The organism is Pinisolibacter sp. DMC19, from assembly GCF_056313985.1.
In genome coordinates, this window is the sequence record NZ_JBQUZF010000007.1 from 205,934 (window position 1) to 221,569 (window position 15,636).

The 15,636-nt window shown below is 69.3% G+C and carries 16 protein-coding genes; 7 read left to right on the top strand and 9 right to left on the bottom strand.

Annotated elements, in window-relative coordinates; genetic code table 11:
• Positions 1-6: 6 nt before the first annotated feature.
• From ACT53U_RS17090 to ACT53U_RS17125, 8 genes are all read right to left on the bottom strand, one after another.
• Positions 7-450 carry a nitrate reductase cytochrome c-type subunit gene (locus tag ACT53U_RS17090; protein ID WP_476157004.1) on the bottom strand — a complete coding sequence of 148 codons (444 nt, stop codon included), beginning with the start codon at positions 448-450 and terminating at the stop codon, positions 7-9.
• Positions 447-1,403, bottom strand: a complete 957-nt coding sequence (gene napH / locus ACT53U_RS17095; protein WP_476157005.1) for a quinol dehydrogenase ferredoxin subunit NapH — start codon at positions 1,401-1,403, stop codon at positions 447-449. The genes ACT53U_RS17090 and napH overlap by 4 nt, the downstream gene beginning before the upstream one ends.
• Entirely contained in the window at positions 1,400-2,236 is an 837-nt protein-coding gene (gene napG, locus ACT53U_RS17100) for a ferredoxin-type protein NapG (RefSeq protein WP_476157006.1), read from the bottom strand. The genes napH and napG overlap by 4 nt, the downstream gene beginning before the upstream one ends.
• Positions 2,237-2,311: 75 nt before the next feature.
• Positions 2,312-4,810 (bottom strand): nitrate reductase catalytic subunit NapA, encoded by a 2,499-nt coding sequence (gene napA / locus ACT53U_RS17105; protein WP_476157007.1) that lies wholly within the window; start codon positions 4,808-4,810, stop codon positions 2,312-2,314.
• A 76-nt stretch (positions 4,811-4,886) separates the two neighbouring features.
• Entirely contained in the window at positions 4,887-5,150 is a 264-nt protein-coding gene (locus ACT53U_RS17110) for a chaperone NapD (RefSeq protein ID WP_476157008.1), read from the bottom strand.
• Complete coding sequence (gene napF, locus ACT53U_RS17115) at positions 5,147-5,662, bottom strand: ferredoxin-type protein NapF (protein ID WP_476157009.1); 516 nt, start codon at positions 5,660-5,662, stop codon at positions 5,147-5,149. Before napF ends, ACT53U_RS17110 begins: the two co-directional genes overlap by 4 nt.
• A gap of 127 nt (positions 5,663-5,789) precedes the next feature.
• Positions 5,790-6,956: a DNA replication/repair protein RecF gene (recF, locus tag ACT53U_RS17120; protein ID WP_476157022.1), complete on the bottom strand. Its 1,167-nt coding sequence runs from the start codon at positions 6,954-6,956 to the stop codon at positions 5,790-5,792.
• A gap of 29 nt (positions 6,957-6,985) precedes the next feature.
• A complete protein-coding gene (locus tag ACT53U_RS17125) occupies positions 6,986-7,177 on the bottom strand; it encodes a DUF1192 domain-containing protein (RefSeq protein ID WP_476139149.1) in 192 nt (63 codons plus the stop codon).
• 108 nt (positions 7,178-7,285) lie between these two features.
• Here ACT53U_RS17125 and ACT53U_RS17130 point away from each other — a divergent pair, with 108 nt between their 5' ends.
• The 4 genes from ACT53U_RS17130 (at position 7,286) to ACT53U_RS17145 (ending at position 10,598) form a co-directional block, all read left to right on the top strand.
• Positions 7,286-7,825 carry a dihydrofolate reductase family protein gene (locus ACT53U_RS17130; protein WP_476157010.1) on the top strand — a complete coding sequence of 180 codons (540 nt, stop codon included), beginning with the start codon at positions 7,286-7,288 and terminating at the stop codon, positions 7,823-7,825.
• A gap of 55 nt (positions 7,826-7,880) precedes the next feature.
• Positions 7,881-8,354: a cupin domain-containing protein gene (locus ACT53U_RS17135; protein ID WP_476157011.1), complete on the top strand. Its 474-nt coding sequence runs from the start codon at positions 7,881-7,883 to the stop codon at positions 8,352-8,354.
• Positions 8,355-8,380: 26 nt separating this feature from the next.
• Positions 8,381-9,382, top strand: a complete 1,002-nt coding sequence (locus ACT53U_RS17140) for an NAD(P)H-quinone oxidoreductase (protein ID WP_476157012.1) — start codon at positions 8,381-8,383, stop codon at positions 9,380-9,382.
• Between the two features lie 478 nt (positions 9,383-9,860).
• Entirely contained in the window at positions 9,861-10,598 is a 738-nt protein-coding gene (locus tag ACT53U_RS17145) for a DUF1013 domain-containing protein (RefSeq protein WP_476157013.1), read from the top strand.
• A gap of 148 nt (positions 10,599-10,746) precedes the next feature.
• Here ACT53U_RS17145 and ACT53U_RS17150 read toward each other — a convergent pair whose 3' ends face one another.
• Positions 10,747-11,736, bottom strand: coding sequence for a LacI family DNA-binding transcriptional regulator (locus ACT53U_RS17150; protein WP_476157014.1), 990 nt, complete (start codon positions 11,734-11,736; stop codon positions 10,747-10,749).
• Positions 11,737-11,931: 195 nt separating this feature from the next.
• Here ACT53U_RS17150 and ptsP point away from each other — a divergent pair, with 195 nt between their 5' ends.
• The 3 genes from ptsP to ACT53U_RS17165 all read left to right on the top strand — a co-directional run.
• Positions 11,932-14,433, top strand: coding sequence for a phosphoenolpyruvate--protein phosphotransferase (gene ptsP / locus ACT53U_RS17155; protein WP_476157015.1), 2,502 nt, complete (start codon positions 11,932-11,934; stop codon positions 14,431-14,433).
• Positions 14,430-15,392: a 1-phosphofructokinase gene (pfkB, locus tag ACT53U_RS17160; protein WP_476157016.1), complete on the top strand. Its 963-nt coding sequence runs from the start codon at positions 14,430-14,432 to the stop codon at positions 15,390-15,392. The genes ptsP and pfkB overlap by 4 nt, the downstream gene beginning before the upstream one ends.
• A 47-nt stretch (positions 15,393-15,439) precedes the next feature.
• A partial coding sequence (locus ACT53U_RS17165) for a PTS fructose transporter subunit IIB (RefSeq protein ID WP_476157017.1) occupies positions 15,440-15,636 on the top strand: 197 nt, incomplete at its 3' end.

The window sequence follows — 15,636 nt, forward strand, 5'->3', positions numbered from 1 at the left end:
GCGCGGTCACTTGGTCTGAGACGGCTTGAAGGTGTTCTCGACCAGTTCCTTGGCGTCGGCCTGGGGAACGTGGCACTGGTTGCAGAACCAGCGGGTGCCGGCGACCGTGTCCGTCTGACGGCCGTCGCGATCGAGGTAGTGGGTCATCGACAGGGTCGGCGCGCCGTTCTTGGCGGCGTTCGACCAGTCGTGGCACTGCAGGCACTGATTGGCCTTCAGGTCGATCTGGTAGCGATCGATCTGATGCGGGATCAGCGGCGGCTGCTGGCGATAGGCGCGGTCGAAACGTCCGGAGACGTTCTGATGCGGCGTGTCGGCCGGCGCGAGGTCGACGATCGGCGAGTTGCCGCGCAGCGACTTGATCTCGCTCGCCTGCTGGCTCGTCGCCGAGCCGATGCCGAAGGCGAGGGCGGCCGCGCCGAGCGCCGCGACGAGCATGAGCTTCCTCATGGTTTTTCTCCCGGTGAGTTCGACCCGGCGGCGAGGACCGCGGTGGTCTCGGATGCGTCGAAACGATGCGTGAAGTGGAAGACGCCGCGGTCGCAGACGTCGATGCAGCGGCCGCAGGTGGTGCAGTCGCGCGAGAGGACGACGGGCGAGAGGCCCTTCCTGCCGCCCTCGAGGGCGGGCGAGATGACGTGCGGTTCGGGGCAGACCGCGTAGCAGTCCATGCAGTGGTCGCAGGCGGCGCGCTTCGACGCCGAGACCTTGACCAGCGCGCCCGAGCCGAGGAGCCCGTAGAAGGCGCCGACCGGGCAGAGGTGCGAGCACCAGCCGCGGCGGGCGACGAAGAGATCGAAGACGAAGACCGCGGCGACGAAGGCGATCGAGGCGGTGGCGCCGAAGACCACGGCGCGAAAGGCGTGGGTGATCGGGTTGACCAGCTCGAAGGCGATGGCGCCGGTGAAACCGGAGACCACGAGGATCATCGCCAGCACGAAGAAGCGGGTCTGCGGCCGCGGCTGCCAGCCCTTGGCCTGGAGGCCGAGCCGCTCGCGGGTCCAGTGCGCCAGATCCGTCACCGGATTGACCGGGCAGACCCAGGCGCAATAGGCGCGACCGGAGACGAGCGCATAGAAGAGGACGACGATCGCCGCGCCGAGGATCGCCAGACCTTCCGGCGCATGGCGGGCGGCGAGCATCTGGGCGAGCACCAGTGGATCGGTCAGCGGCAGCACACCGAGCGTCATCGACGAGGCGATGGTGCCCTTGGCGATCCACAGGCCGAAGAGCGGCCCGGTCAGGAACAGCGCGAAGACGGTCGCCTGGCTGAGGCGACGCAGCAGCAGGAAGCGGTTGCGGGCGAGGAAGCCGCGGGTCGAGGCGCCCTTCTGGGCCACGCGGGTCGCGTGGTCGCGGCGGTCGCCGGAAGCCGGGGCAGGGGTGGGGGCGAGCGTGGTCATGGCTTCCACTTCCCCTGCTTCGTCGGATCGATGATCGGCGGCGCGTCGGGGACGCCGGAGGGTGGCGTGACGTCGTCGGGGGCGCGATCGGGGAGGTCCTCGATGCCCTTCACCAGCGGTCCCTGGTTCTTCTGGAACTCCTCCCAGCCGAGCCGGTAGTGGTGGCCGAGCTCGCCGCGGGCGACGCGCAGCGGCAGCACCCTGATGGCGGACTGTTCGAGGACGCAGGACTTCTCGCACTTGCCGCAGCCGGTGCAGTCGGCCGCATGGACGGTCGGGCGGAAGATCGCGTGCTTGCGGGTGCGCGGGTTGCTCTCGACCTCGAGGGTGATCGCCTTGTCGATCACCGGGCAGTCGCGATAGCAGACGTCGCAGCGCAGTCCGAGGAAGTTCAGGCAGTTCTCCTCGTCGACGAGAACGGCGGTGCCCATCTTCGCCCTGTTGATGTCGACGAGTGAATGTTCCAACGCGCCGGTCGGGCAGGCCTTCACGCAGGGGATGTCCTCGCACATCTCGCAAGGGGTCTTGCGAGCGACGAAGTAGGGCGTGCCGGAGGCGACGTGGTCGCCGAGATCGGCGAGCTTCAGCGTGTCGTAGGGACAGGCGCGGACGCAGAGGCCGCAGCGCGAGCAGGCGGCGAGGAAGGCGCGTTCGTCGGCGAGCGCGCCCGGCGGGCGGATCGCCTGGGTCGGCATGGCCTCGGCGGAGCGCTGATGGGTGGCGAGCAACACCCCGGCCACACCGACGCCGGCGATCCCGCGCGCGGCGGTCTCGAGAGCCCTCCGGCGTTCGGGGCTCAGGAGCCCTTCGGGTTTTTCGGGGACGGCGGACATGGGGCGTGCTCTGCTCTCGTGGGCTCGATCCGGGGCGGGTGACCCGCCCCGGAATGGCGTCGCGACGTCGGCGCGTCAGGCGCGCTCGACCTTGCAGGCGCATTTCTTGTAGTCGGTCTCCTTCGACAGCGGGCAGGTCGCGTCGAGGGTGAGCTTGTTGACGAGCTGGCCTTCGTCGAACCACGGGAAGAACACGACGCCCTTCGGCGGCTTGTTGCGTCCGCGGGTCTCGACACGGCTCGTCACCTCGCCGCGGCGGGTCGAGATCTTGATCTCCTGGCCGCGGCGCAGGCCCAGCGCCATGGCGTCGTCGGGGTGCATGAAGACGACGGCGTTGGGGAAGGCCTTGTAGAGTTCCGGCACGCGGCGGGTCATCGAACCCGAATGCCAGTGCTCGAGCACGCGGCCGGTGACCAGCCACAGCGGCCAGTCCTTGTCCGGGCTCTCGGCGGCCGGCTCGTAGGGGGCGAAGATGATCTTCGCCTTGCCGTCCTTGTAGCCGTAGAACTTCACGCCCTCGCCCTGCTTGACGTAGGGGTCGTAGCCTTCGCGGAAGCGCCAGTTGGTCTCTTTGCCGTCGACCACCGGCCACTTCAGGCCGCGCGCCTTGTGATAGCTGTCGAAGGGCGCGAGGTCGTGGCCGTGGCCGCGACCGAAGGCGGCGTATTCCTCGAACAGGCCCTTCTGCAGGTAGAAGCCGAAGTCCTTCGATTCCTGGTTCTCGAAGCCCTCGTAGGTCTCCGAGACCGGGTACTTGTCGACGTTGCCGTTCCTGAACAGCACCTCGTAGAGGGTCTTGCCGGCGAGTTCGGGCTTCTTGGCGACGAGGTCGGCGGGCCACACCTCTTCGACCTTGAAGCGCTTGGAGAATTCGACGACCTGCCAGAGATCCGAGCGGGATTCGCCCGGGCCGGTCACCTGTTGGCGCCAGAACTGGGTGCGCCGCTCGGCGTTGCCGTAGGCGCCTTCCTTTTCCACCCACATGGCGGTGGGCAGGATCAGATCGGCGGAGAGCGCCGTCACCGTCGGATAGGGGTCGGACACGACGATGAAGTTCGCCGGGTTGCGATAGCCCGGCCAGCCCTCCTCGTTCATGTTCGGGGCGGCCTGCATGTTGTTGGTGCACTGGACCCAGTAGGCGTTCAGCGTGCCGTCCTTCAGCGCCCGGTTCTGGGCGACGGCGTGCAGACCGACCTTCTCGGGGATGGTGCCTTCCGGCAGCTTCCAGATCGCTTCGGCGGTCTTGCGATGCTCGGGATTGGTCACGACCATGTCGGCCGGCAGGCGATGGGCGAAGGTGCCGACCTCGCGGGCGGTGCCGCAGGCCGACGGCTGGCCGGTCAGCGAGAAGGGCGAGTTGCCCGGCTCGGAGATCTTACCGACGAGCAGATGGACGTTGTACATCAACGAGTTGACCCACGAACCGCGCGAGTGCTGGTTGAAGCCCATGGTCCACAGGCTCATGACCTTCTTCTTCGGGTCGGCATAGAGTTTCGCCAGCCGCTCGAGCTTCTCGGCCGGGACGCCGGAGAGCTCGGCGACGTAGTCGAGCGTGTAGGGCTTCACCAGTTCGGCGTACTGCTCGAAGGTGATCGGCTCCATCTTGCCGGCATCGACCTTGTGGGAGGCGTTGACGGCCTTCTCCTCCAGCGGATGCTTCGGGCGCAGGCCGTAGCCGATGTCGGTCGCGGTCTTGGTGAAGTTGACGTTTCTCGCCACGAATTCCTTGTTCACCGCCCCGGTCTGGATGATGTGGTTGGCGATGTAGTTGAGGATGGCGAGGTCGGTCTGCGGGTTGAAGATCATCCCGTTGTCGGCGAGCTCGAAGGAGCGGTGCTCGAAGGTCGAGAGCACGTGCACCTCGGCGCCCGGCTTGGTCAGGCGGGTGTTGGTGAGACGCGACCACAGGATCGGGTGCATCTCGGCCATGTTGGAGCCCCACAGCACGAAGGCGTCGGCGTGCTCGAGGTCGTCGTAGCAGCCCATCGGCTCGTCGATGCCGAAGGTGCGCATGAAGCCGACCACGGCCGAGGCCATGCAGTGGCGCGCGTTGGGGTCGAGGTTGTTGGAGCGGAAGCCGGCCTTGTAGAGCTTGGAGGCGGCGTAGCCCTCCCACACCGTCCACTGGCCGGAGCCGAACATGCCGACCGCCGACGGGCCCTTGGCCTTCAGCGCGGCCTTCCACTTCTCGGCCATGATGTCGAAGGCCTGGTCCCAGGTGACGGGCGTGAAGTCGCCGTCCTTGTCGAACCTGCCGTTCTTCATGCGCAGCAGCGGCCTGGTCAGCCGGTCCTGGCCGTACATGATCTTCGACAGGAAGTAGCCCTTGATGCAGTTGAGGCCGCGGTTGACCGGGGCTTCCGGGTCGCCCTGGGTGGCGACGACGCGACCGTCGCGGGTACCGACCAGAACCGAGCAGCCGGTGCCGCAGAAGCGGCAGGGCGCCTTGTCCCAACGAATGCCGGCATCGCCCACGGGGGCGGCGGCGGCAGGGGCGGCAATGCCGGCCACCGCGGCGGTGGCGGCGGCGGCCTGGGCCTTCAGCACGTCGCGGCGGGTGGTATGGATCGTCATCTTCGGCGACCTCCTCGGGGTCAGTCGGCGGATCGCGGGGCTCGCCCGCGATCGGGCTCCGGTCGGCGGTTTCGGATCAGGCGGCGGCGGCCGCCGGCTCTTCGGACGTTTCGGGTTCGTGGGCGTGGTAGACGAGCGACGTGCCGATCACGTCGGCGACGTGGTTCATCGCCATCAGGGCATCTGAGGCCCAGCGGCCGTCGGCATCGGTGGCGGTCACCACCAGCCGGCCGTCGTCGGTGACGGCATGGACCTCGACGCCGGCCATGCCCGAAAGCGCGGCGGAGACGTCGGCGACGTTGTCCGGCAACGCATGGACGAGGACACCGATCACGTTCATGCGGGGACTCCTTCGGAAACGGGGGCGGGTGCGATGGTGATCGCGGCGACCGGGCAGGGGGCGACGCAGGCGCCGCAGCCGGTGCAGGTCGCCTCGTCGACGAGCGGCAGGAAGCGACCGTCGGCGATGGGCACGAACCGCAGCGCCGCGGTCGGACAGGCATCGCCGCAGGAGCGGCAGTGGACCCCGCCGACGGCGAGGCAGCGGCCGGAGATCTCGGCGATCATCGTCCAGGGACGACCACCCTCGGCGACGATGGCGCCGGTCGGGCAGGCCTTCACGCAGGCGTCGCAGAAGGTGCATTCGCCGTGGGCGAAGGACAGGATCGGCCGGCGATCACGATCGAGACGGATCACCTTCTCGGGGCAGGCGAAGGCACAGGCGGCGCAGCCGTCGCAGCGCGTCGCGAAGAGCGCCTCCTCGACCGCGCCGGGTGGGCGCAGGGCAGGGGCGATCGACGGCCGGGCGAGGCGCCCGCGCAGCAGATCACGACGTTGCAGACCGACAGACATGTGTTTCCCCTCGAAAACGAGAGGAAGATGCCGTCGGAGCCGGTCGCGGCTCTTGATTTCGGGTAAGGGGTGCGGGTTCTCCCCGCTTCGGTCGAATACGGATGCCGGCGGACTTCGCCGTCTTCGCTCAGCCGCGAAGGGCTATCGCGCCGTTGTTCACCTCGAACTGCGACGCGCGGTCGCCGAGGCCGGCGAAGGCGCTCGCATCCGTGCCGGTCATCCAGCACTGCGAGCCGAGCGCCTCCAGCACGTCGAAGAGCTGGGCGCGGCGGACGGGATCGAGATGGGCGGCGATCTCGTCGAGGAGGAGCAGCGGCGCACGGCCGGCGGTCTCGCCGACCAGGCGGGCGTGGGCCAGCACCAGACCGAGCAGCAGCGCCTTCTGTTCGCCGGTCGAGGAGAGATGCGCCGGCATCGCCTTCGGCCCGTGGCGGACGACGAGATCGGCACGGTGCGGTCCGTCGAGGGTGCGGCCGGCGGCGCGGTCGCGGCGGCGGGCGTCGCGCAGGCGGGCGCGGAACGCGTCCTCGGCCTCGGCGGAAGGACCGCCGCGGGCGACCAGCGCCTCGATCTCGCCTTCCAGAGCCAGTTCGGCATGGGGGAAGGGGGCATCGGCCCGCGTCGCCTCGATCAACCGTTCGAGACAGGAGACCGTCTCGACCCGGGCCGAGGCGACGGCGACGCCGAGTTCGGCCATCTGTTCCTCGATTGCGGCGATCCAGTCGAGGTCGAGGCGCTCGTCCTCGAGCAGCCGGTTCCGCCCGCGCATGGCCCGCTCGTAGGCCGAGACGCGGGCGCCGTGGCCGGGGTCGACGGCGAGCACCAGCCGATCGAGGAAGCGGCGACGGTCGCCGGCAGGGCCGGAGAAGAGCCCGTCCATCGCCGGGGTCAGCCACAGGACGCGGCAGTGCTCGAGGAGATCGTCGGCGGATTTCGCCTGCGTTCCGTCGATGCGGACGCGGCGCTGGCGGGTCTCGTCCTCGCCCGGCGTGGCCTCGGCGCCGGTGCCGAGGCGGACCTCGCCGTCGGGGCCGTCGAGCCGGGCGAAGACCGACCAGGATCCGGCGCCGCCGAGGCGGGCCATCTCGTCGAGGCGGGCGCGACGGAAGCCGCGGCCGGGCGTCATCAGCGACAGCGCCTCGAGCAGATTGGTCTTGCCGGCGCCGTTCTCGCCCGTCAGCACGACGTGGCGGCTGTCGCAGCCGAGCGAAAGGGAGGCGTAGTTGCGGAAGTCGGCGAGGCGCAGATCGACGACCGCGACGCGGGGCGCGGCGCGGGCGGCCGGCGGTTCCACCGGCGGGGTGATCTGGGCGAGTGCTTCGGTCAAAGGCGGAACACGGCTTCGGCGGCCGAGCGCGAGGCGCGGCGCTTGCCGACCTCGGTCTCGAGCCGCTCGATCTCGGCGCGCAGGATCGCGATGCGCTCCTCGAGTTCCTCGGCCGAGACCAGCGACACGTCCTGCCCGATCTCGTGGGCGAGCTTCTTCTTCACGGGTTCGTCGTCGATGAAGGCCATGGCCGGATCCGTTTCCCGCGCCGGCAGGAGAGGCCGGTTCGCGCGACTCAGTATAGAACTCGACCGGCGGCACGCCAAACCGCGCCGCTCGAACCCGTCGGAGGACCGATGCCCGAGGTCGTCGTCTACATCGCCCACTCGGTCGACGGCTTCATCGCCGATCGCGAGGGCGGCATCGGTTGGCTGAAGCCCTTCGAGGCGGTCGACTACGGCTACGACGCCTTCGCCGCGCGGATCGACGCGGTGGTGATGGGGTCGGCGACCTATCGCCAGTGCCGCCGGTTTCCCGACTGGCCCTATGCGGGCAAGGCGGCCTTCGTCATGACCAAGTCGGGACGGATCGACGAGGACGGGCTCGCCGTCTTCGACGACCGCACCGCGGTCGAGATCGCCATCGACTGCGAACGCTCGGGGCTCCGGCGGATCTGGGTGGTGGGCGGCGGCGGGCCGATCCGCGCCTTCCTCGACGCCGGCCTCGTCAAGCGCCTGCATCTCTTCCAGATTCCGGTCCTGCTCGGGGGCGGCGTGCCGCTCTGGGTCGGCGGGCGCAAGAGCTGGGCGACGGCGCCCGAACGCGTGACGGTCCACGCCAACGGCGTGGTCGAGAGCGTGCTCGGGGTCGGGGCGATCCATCCATCGCGCCAGTGACAGCGAGGGGGCGACGGACTAGGGTCGAGCGGTTCTTCGACGAGGGAGAAACGCCATGCCCGCACCGCGCGCCCCCGCCTTCGATCCCTTCGACGTGCCGGAATCGAACGCATCCGCCGTTCCGCCGCCGCACGACGCGCCCAACCGCAAGCGCTGGTATCGCCGGCTCGGCGAGCACGCCGGCATCACCCGATTCGGCGTCAATCTCGTCCGCATCGCGCCGGGCGGTCAGTCGTCGTTCCGCCACTGGCACACCGAGCAGGACGAGTTCGTCTGGGTGCTCGAGGGCGAGGTGGTGCTGGTGAGCGACGCCGGCGAACAGATCCTGACGCCCGGCACCTGCGCCGGCTTCCCGCATGCGACCGGCGACGGCCATCAGTTCCTCAACCGTTCGACCGAGGACGCGCTGATCCTGGTGGTCGGCGATCGCACGCCCGGTGACGCGGTCGGCTATCCCGACGACGATCTGGCGGCGAGTTTCGTCGACGGTCGCTTCGTCTTCACCCGCAAGGACGGCTCGCCGCTGTGACGCGGCGCGGCCCCGAGAGGTCCTCCATGATCGACATTCCCGCCACGCAGACCGTCGTCGCCATTCCCGAACCCGGCGGACCGGAGGCGCTCGTGCTCGAGACCCGGCCGGTGCCGGCGCCGGGGCCGGGCGAGGTGCTGGTGAAGGTGGCCGCGGCCGGCGTCAACCGGCCCGACGTGCTTCAGCGCGAGGGGGGCTATCCGCCGCCCAAGGGCGCTTCCGACATCCCCGGTCTCGAGATCGCCGGCACCGTCGCTGCGCTCGGCGCGGGCGTGACGGGTCTCGCGATCGGCGACGCGGTGGTGGCGCTGCTCCAGGGCGGCGGTTACGCCGAATGGGCGACGGTCGACGTGCGTTGCGTCCTGCCGCTGCCGAAGGGGCTCTCGATGGTCGAGGGCGCCAGCCTGCCGGAGACGGTCTTCACCGTGTGGTCGAACGTCTTCGATCGCGCGGGTTTGACGCCCGGCGAGGTCTTCCTCGTCCACGGCGGCACCTCGGGCATCGGCGTCGCGGCGATTCAGCTGGCCAAGGCCTTCGGCGCCACGGTGATCGCCACCGCCGGCGGTGCGGAGAAATGCGCGCGCTGCCGCGAACTCGGCGCCGATCTCGCGATCGACTATCGCGAGCAGGACTTCGTCAAGGAGGTCAAGGACTTCACCAAGGGCCACGGGGCCGACGTGATCCTCGACATGGTCGGCGGCGACTACATCGAGCGCAACCACGAGGCCGCCGCGGTGGAAGGTCGGATCGTCCAGATCGCCTTCCTGCGCGGGTCGAAGGTGACGCTCAACTTCATGCGGGTGATGTTGAAGCGCCTCACCCACACCGGCTCGACGCTGCGCGCCCGCGACGCCGCCTTCAAGGGCGCGATCGCGGATGCGCTGCGCGAGAAGGTCTGGCCGCTGATCGAGGCAGGGGCGGTGAAGCCGGTGATCGATTCGACGTTTGCCCTGCGCGACGTCGTCGAGGCGCACCGGCGGATGGAGACCAACGCCCACGTCGGCAAGATCGTGCTGACGGTGGAGTGAACAGGGATGAAAATAGAAATTTCTGGCATTGATGGAGGTTTATATGTCCTTCCTCAGGTATATCAAGAAGTGTAGAGTGAACGACAATCCGCAGGGCGACTTTATATTGGATGCAAGACGTGACGCTTCGATGCCTGATCCGCACTCTTGGGTTGGATTGAAAGACTACCTGCGGGCGAGAGGGGCTATAGAGCCTGCCATCGAAGCTGCCAGGAAAGTTTGGCTCTCCTATGTGTCCCATGAGAAGCGCAGGTTGGCTACGGAGAAAAAACTCCAAAAAACGCGATTCTAAGTCGTGGGCGGCGGCCTGCCGCCGCCAATCAAGTCTGGTTGCTGCATGGAAAATGAGGTGAGTCGAGAAATCCATATTTGCACGTAGCTTAGTTTGACGTTATGAGAGACGCATCCAGCCTTTTAATGAGCATACCCGCTTCCCCCCGCCGGCCGGCCGGGAGAAGCCTCGAGGAAGGTCCATCCGATGGCGACCCCGACCAATACGCCTCTCATGCCCAAGGCCACCGCCGTGTGGCTGGTGGAGAACACCGCGCTCTCCTTCGACCAGATCGCCGCCTTCTGCCGGCTGCATCCGCTCGAGGTGAAGGCCATCGCCGACGGCGAGGCGGCGCAGGGCATCAAGGGTCTCGACCCGCTGATCACCGGCCAGCTCACCCGCGAGGAGATCGATCGCGCGGTCCGAGAGCCGGCCCATCGCCTCAAGCTCGCCGATCCGAAGGTGCGCGTGCCGGAGGCCAAGCGCCGCGGTCCGCGCTATACGCCGGTGTCGCGCCGCCACGATCGCCCCAACGCGATCCTGTGGCTGCTGCGCAATCATCCCGAGCTCAAGGACGCGGCGATCATGCGCCTCGTCGGCACCACCAAGACGACGATCCAGCAGATCCGCGAGCGCACCCACTGGAACGCCGCCAATCTCGCCCCGTCCGATCCGGTGACGCTCGGCCTCTGCTCGCAGCTCGAGCTCGACCTCGAGGTCGAGAAGGCGGCGAAGTCGATGCCGATCCGCGAGGCCGGCGATCCGGGCGCGGCGACGCTGCTGTCGGTCGACGAGACGGTGACGCCCGGTGCGCTCGAAGGCGCCGGCAACTACGGCTCGGGCATCCGCGGCGAGGGCCGCGAGGACGAGCTCGACGCCGACAAGATCTTCGCCAAGCTCAAGTCGATGAAGGGCCCGGAAGAGGCCGAAGACGACGAGATCTGACGGCGACGTCATGGACACGAAAGAGCCCGGGTGGAGCGATCCACCCGGGCTCTTTTTGTTTTCGGCGGCGAGATGCGCGGCCTGTTCGGCCGCTGCTTTTCGCGATGCGTGGCCTATTCGGCCGTAGTTTTTCTGGCTTTCGCGCAGCCTACTCGGCCGCGCGAGGTGCCGTCGCCTCGTCGCGGTCGATCAGGCGGCCGGCGAGCACGATCTTGCAGGGCGCGACGTCGGGGCGTTCGAGGCGGCGGAAGAGCAGGTCCATTGCCGAGCGGCCGATCTCCTCGACCGGCTGTTCGATCACGGTGAGGCCGCGGCCGATCATCTCGGTCCACATCTCGTTGTCGAAGCCGGCGAGGACGACGTCGTCGTCGATCGCCAGACCGGCGGAGCGGACGGCCCGGGCCATGCCGAGCACGATCTGGCCGTTCGATCCGACGAAGGCGCCGGGGCGGTCGGGTTCGGTCAGCCAGCGGGCGAGTTCGCGCTCGGAGGCTTCCGCCGAGGGCTCGATCATCCGCGCCTCCGGCTCCAGACCGTGGGCGATCATGGCGGCGGCATAGCCGCGATGGCGCTCGAGGGCGGTCGACGAGGTGTTGCCGAAGAGGCCGCCGATGCGGCGATGACCGCGGCCGAGCAGATGCGAGATCAGCGTGTCGACGGCGGCCGAATTGTCGATGACGACGGAATCGTGCGTGCCCGTCGGGCCGGCGCGGTCGACCAGCACGACGGGGAAGTCGAAGGTCATGGTCTCCAGCCGATCGGCGGTCGCCCGCGTCGGGGCGATGATCAGGCCGGTGATCCGCTCCTCCTGCATCAGCCGCAGATACATCGCCTCGCGGGTCGGGTTCTCGTCGGTGTTGCAGAGGACGACCCGCATGTCGGCGCGATAGGCGGCGTCCTCCACCGCGCGCGACAGCGAGGTGAAGAACGGGTTGCGGATGTCGGAGACGATCAGACCGATCGTGCGCGAGGCGCGGGTGCGCAGGCGGCGGGCGGAGAGATTGGGGCGATAGCCGGTCTCGCGGACGGCGGCCTCGACGCGCTCGCGGGTCTCGCGACTGGCGGGGCCGCCGGTCAGCACGCGCGACACGGTCGCCGGCGAGACGCCGGCGCGGGTCGCGACGTCACGGATGCCCACGACATGGTGACTCGCGGCATTGGGCGTGCCCGCGGCGTTGGGTGAAAACGTTTCCATCCAAAATTCATAACTCATCCCCATCTTTTTACGCAATACGCATTTGTGCGCCGTTTACAGCGCCGGGGACTGAGGTCTTTATGCGCGATCAAGAAATGAAATCGTTTTCAGTCCGTACCTGCGATCGAGGATGATCCCATGGCGTCCGGCTCCAGCCTTCTCTCCGTCGACCGGGTGCGTCGCACTCGGGCTCCCGCGTCCAAGGTGGCGGCGATCCGCGAAGCGGCGCAGCTGCTCGTGGCGAGCGGCCGCATCGATCCCGCCTATGTCGAATCCATGCTGCGGCGTGAGCAGGTGGCCGACACCTATCTCGGCCGCGGCGTCGCGATCCCCCACGGCATGGTCGAGGACCGCGCGCTGATCCGCGACAACGGCCTCGCCATTCTCCAGATTCCCGAGGGCGTGACCTGGAACGACGGCCAGACCGTCCGCCTCGTCGTCGCCATCGCCGCCCAGTCGGATGCCCACATCTCGATCCTGCGCCGTCTGACCCGGCTGCTGCAGGACGAGGCGGCGCTCGAGGCGGTGATCGCGGCCGAGGATCCGTCCGCGGTCATCACCGCGCTCGGCGAGACGCCCGCCGCGGCCGCCCCCGCCGCGCCGGCGAGCGACCTCGCCGAGAAGTTCGAATGGGTCTGCGACTATCCCAACGGTCTCCATGCCCGTCCGGCGGCCCATTGGATCGAGACGGCGCGCCGTCAGAAGGCGCGCGTCCAGGTCCGCTCCGGCGACGTCGTCGCCGATCCGCGCAATCTCGTCTCCCTGCTCCAGCTCGGCCTGCGTGCCGGCGAGACCGTCGTCGTCTCGGCCGAAGGCGAAGGCGCCGCCGAGACGCTCGCCGCGATGAAGGCGGCGATCGTCGCGTTGACCGTCCAGGAAAAGGCCGATGCCGCCAAGGCCGCCGCCAAGGCCGCGGTCGTCGGTGGCTGGACGCCGCCGTCGGCGCTGCCGGCGCTGCCGGGCATCTCGGCCTCGCCGGGTCTGGCGATCGGCCGCGTCCACGTGCTGCGGGCGGCGGAGATCGTCGTGCCGGACGTGCCGGTCGATCTGGTCGAAGGCGGCGCCGAGCTCGATCGCGCCCTCGACACCACCCGCCAGAAGCTCGCGGCGATCGCCGACGACACCCGCCGCCGTCTCGGCGGGGCGGAAGCCGCGATCTTCGAGGCGCAGGGCGAGTTCCTCGCCGACACCGATCTCGTCACCGCCGCCTGTCGCCTGATGGTCGACGGCCACGGCGCCGCGTGGTCGTGGCATCAGGCGGTCGAACGCACCGCCGCCTCGCTCGCCGCTCTCGGCAATCCTCTGTTGGCCGCCCGTGCGGTCGATCTGCGCGACGTCGGTCGCCGCGTCCTGCTCGAACTCGCCCCCGAGCTGGAAGCGGCGACCGCCGCCGTCGCCTTCGACGGCCCGGTGATCCTGGTCGCCGACGATCTCACGCCCTCCGACACCGCCGGTCTCGACACGACCCGCGTCGTCGGTCTGGTCACCGCCCGCGGCGGCCCGACCTCGCACACCGCGATCCTCGCCCGCACCCTCGGACTTCCCGCGATCGTCGCGGCCGGCGATGCCGCGCTCGACCTCGCCGAAGGCGTCGAGGCGGTCATCGACGGCGGTGGTGCGCGTCTCTGGCTCGAGCCAGACGCGGTTTCGCTGGAAGCGGCGCGTGCCCGGATCGCGGCCGACGCCGCCAAGCGTTCGCGCGAGGCCGAGGATCGTGCCGCGCCTGCCACCACCACCGACGGCCGTCGCTTCGAGATCGCCGCCAACGTCAACACGCCCGATCAGGTCGGCATGGCGATCGACCTCGGCGCCGAAGGTGTCGGTCTGATGCGCACCGAATTCCTCTTCCTCGAGCGCGGCGCGACGCCGAGCGAGGACGAGCAGTACGAGATCTATGCCGCGATGCTCGACGCACTCGGCGATCGTCCGCTGATCGTGCGCGCCCTCGACATCGGCGGCGACAAGCAGGTCGCCCATCTCGACCTGCCGCACGAGGAGAACCCCTTCCTCGGCGTGCGCGGCGCTCGTCTCCTGCTGCGCCGGCCCGACCTGATGCTGCCGCAGCTGCGCGCCCTCTACCGGGCCGCCAAGACCGGGCGGAAGCTGCTGATCATGTTCCCGATGATCACCTCGGTCGGCGAAGTCATCGCCCTGCGGGCCGTCTGCGAGCGGGTCCGCGCCGAACTCGACGCGCCGGTCGTGCCGATCGGCATCATGGTCGAGGTCCCGGCCGCCGCCCTGATGGCCGACGTCCTCGCCCCGCATGTCGACTTCTTCTCGATCGGCACCAACGACCTCACCCAGTACGCGCTGGCGATCGACCGGCAGCATCCCGATCTCGCCGGCGAGGCCGACAGCCTGCACCCGGCGGTGCTGCGGCTGATCGAACGGACGGTGGCGGGTGCGGAAGCGGCCGGCAAGTGGGTCGGCGTCTGCGGCGGCATCGCCGGCGATCCCTTCGGTGCCTCGATCCTCGCCGGCCTCGGCGTCCACGAACTCTCCATGACCCCGCGCGACGTCGCCGGCGTCAAGGCCCGCATCCGCGCGGCCGCCGTCGCCGAACTGAAGGCGCTGGCCGAGAAGGCGCTCGCCTGCGACAGCGCCGATCAGGTGCGCGCGCTGGAAGGAGCGAAGTCATGACCGACGTCGCCCATCCGCTCGCCGTCACCGTGACGCTCAATCCGGCGATCGATCTCACCGTCACCCTCGACCGCTTCGTCGTCGGCACCGTGCAGCGCGCTCGCGCCGCCCTGTCGAACGTCGGCGGCAAGGGCGTCAACGTCGCCGGCTGCCTCGCCGACTGGGGCGTGCCGGTCGCCGCCACCGGCATTCTCGGTCGGGCCAACGACGACGGCTTCACCGAGTTCTTCGCCGCCAAGGGCATCGGCGACCGCTTCGTGCGGACCGCCGGCGAGACCCGCACCAACATCAAGATCGCCAATCTCGCCAACGGCGAGACGACCGACATCAACCTGCCGGGGCTCGAGATCTCGGAAGGCACCTTCGACGCGGTGCGCGCGGCGCTGCTGCGCTCGGTGGTGCCAGGCCGTCCGGTGGTGCTCGCCGGTTCGGTGCCGGAATCGCTCCCCGACGACGCCTGGACGGTGATCGCCGAAGATCTCGTCAAACACGGCGCCCGCGTCGTGGTCGACACCTCCGGCGCACCGCTGGCGAAGCTGCTCGCGAGCGGCCTGCCGATCCACGCTGTGAAGCCCAATCGCCACGAGCTCGAGAGCGCCGTCGGTCGGTCGCTCGCCCGTCGCGAGGACCTGGTCGAGGCGGCGCGCATGCTGATCGGTCGCGGCATCGGCCTCGTCGTCGTGTCGCTCGGCGAGGAGGGTGCGCTCTTCGTCACCGCCGAGCGCATGCTCGCGGCGAAACTGCCGCCGAAGACCGTGGTCTCCACCGTCGGCGCCGGCGACAGCATGGTCGCCGGCATCGTCGCCGGCCTCGTCGAAGGCGCCGATCTCGAGCGCATCGCGCGGCTCGCGGTCGCCTTCCCCGCTTCCAAACTCGATCGGATCGGACCCCATCTCGGGCCGAAGGCCGATGTCGAAAAGCTCGCCGACGCCGTCGAGGTGACGTCGCCGGTGGCCTGATCTCCACTCAGGAGGAAGAGCGGGGTCGACCCCGCCAGGAGGAACAGATGTCGAAATTCGTGGTCGCCGTAACATCCTGCCCGACGGGCATCGCGCATACGTTCATGGCCGCCGAAGGTGTCGAGAGCGGCGCCAAGGCGCTCGGCTACGAGGTCAAGGTCGAAACGCAAGGGTCGGTCGGTTCGCAGAACGCGCTGACGGCCGAGGAGATCGCCCGCGCCGACCTCGTCATCATCGCCGCCGA

Bases quoted from the DNA above. Each gene is read 5' to 3' on its own strand.
- ACT53U_RS17140 (WP_476157012.1), top strand. From the start codon at position 8,381: ATGATCGACATTCCCGCCACGCAGACCGTCGTCGCCATTCCCGAACCC.
- ACT53U_RS17135 (WP_476157011.1), top strand. From the start codon at position 7,881: ATGCCCGCACCGCGCGCCCCCGCCTTCGATCCCTTCGACGTGCCGGAA.
- napA (WP_476157007.1), bottom strand. From the start codon at position 4,810: ATGACGATCCATACCACCCGCCGCGACGTGCTGAAGGCCCAGGCCGCC.
- pfkB (WP_476157016.1), top strand. From the start codon at position 14,430: ATGACCGACGTCGCCCATCCGCTCGCCGTCACCGTGACGCTCAATCCG.
- ACT53U_RS17130 (WP_476157010.1), top strand. From the start codon at position 7,286: ATGCCCGAGGTCGTCGTCTACATCGCCCACTCGGTCGACGGCTTCATC.
- ACT53U_RS17090 (WP_476157004.1), bottom strand. From the start codon at position 450: ATGAGGAAGCTCATGCTCGTCGCGGCGCTCGGCGCGGCCGCCCTCGCC.
- ACT53U_RS17110 (WP_476157008.1), bottom strand. From the start codon at position 5,150: ATGAACGTGATCGGTGTCCTCGTCCATGCGTTGCCGGACAACGTCGCC.
- ptsP (WP_476157015.1), top strand. From the start codon at position 11,932: ATGGCGTCCGGCTCCAGCCTTCTCTCCGTCGACCGGGTGCGTCGCACT.
- napH (WP_476157005.1), bottom strand. From the start codon at position 1,403: ATGACCACGCTCGCCCCCACCCCTGCCCCGGCTTCCGGCGACCGCCGC.
- ACT53U_RS17145 (WP_476157013.1), top strand. From the start codon at position 9,861: ATGGCGACCCCGACCAATACGCCTCTCATGCCCAAGGCCACCGCCGTG.
- napG (WP_476157006.1), bottom strand. From the start codon at position 2,236: ATGTCCGCCGTCCCCGAAAAACCCGAAGGGCTCCTGAGCCCCGAACGC.
- ACT53U_RS17125 (WP_476139149.1), bottom strand. From the start codon at position 7,177: ATGGCCTTCATCGACGACGAACCCGTGAAGAAGAAGCTCGCCCACGAG.
- napF (WP_476157009.1), bottom strand. From the start codon at position 5,662: ATGTCTGTCGGTCTGCAACGTCGTGATCTGCTGCGCGGGCGCCTCGCC.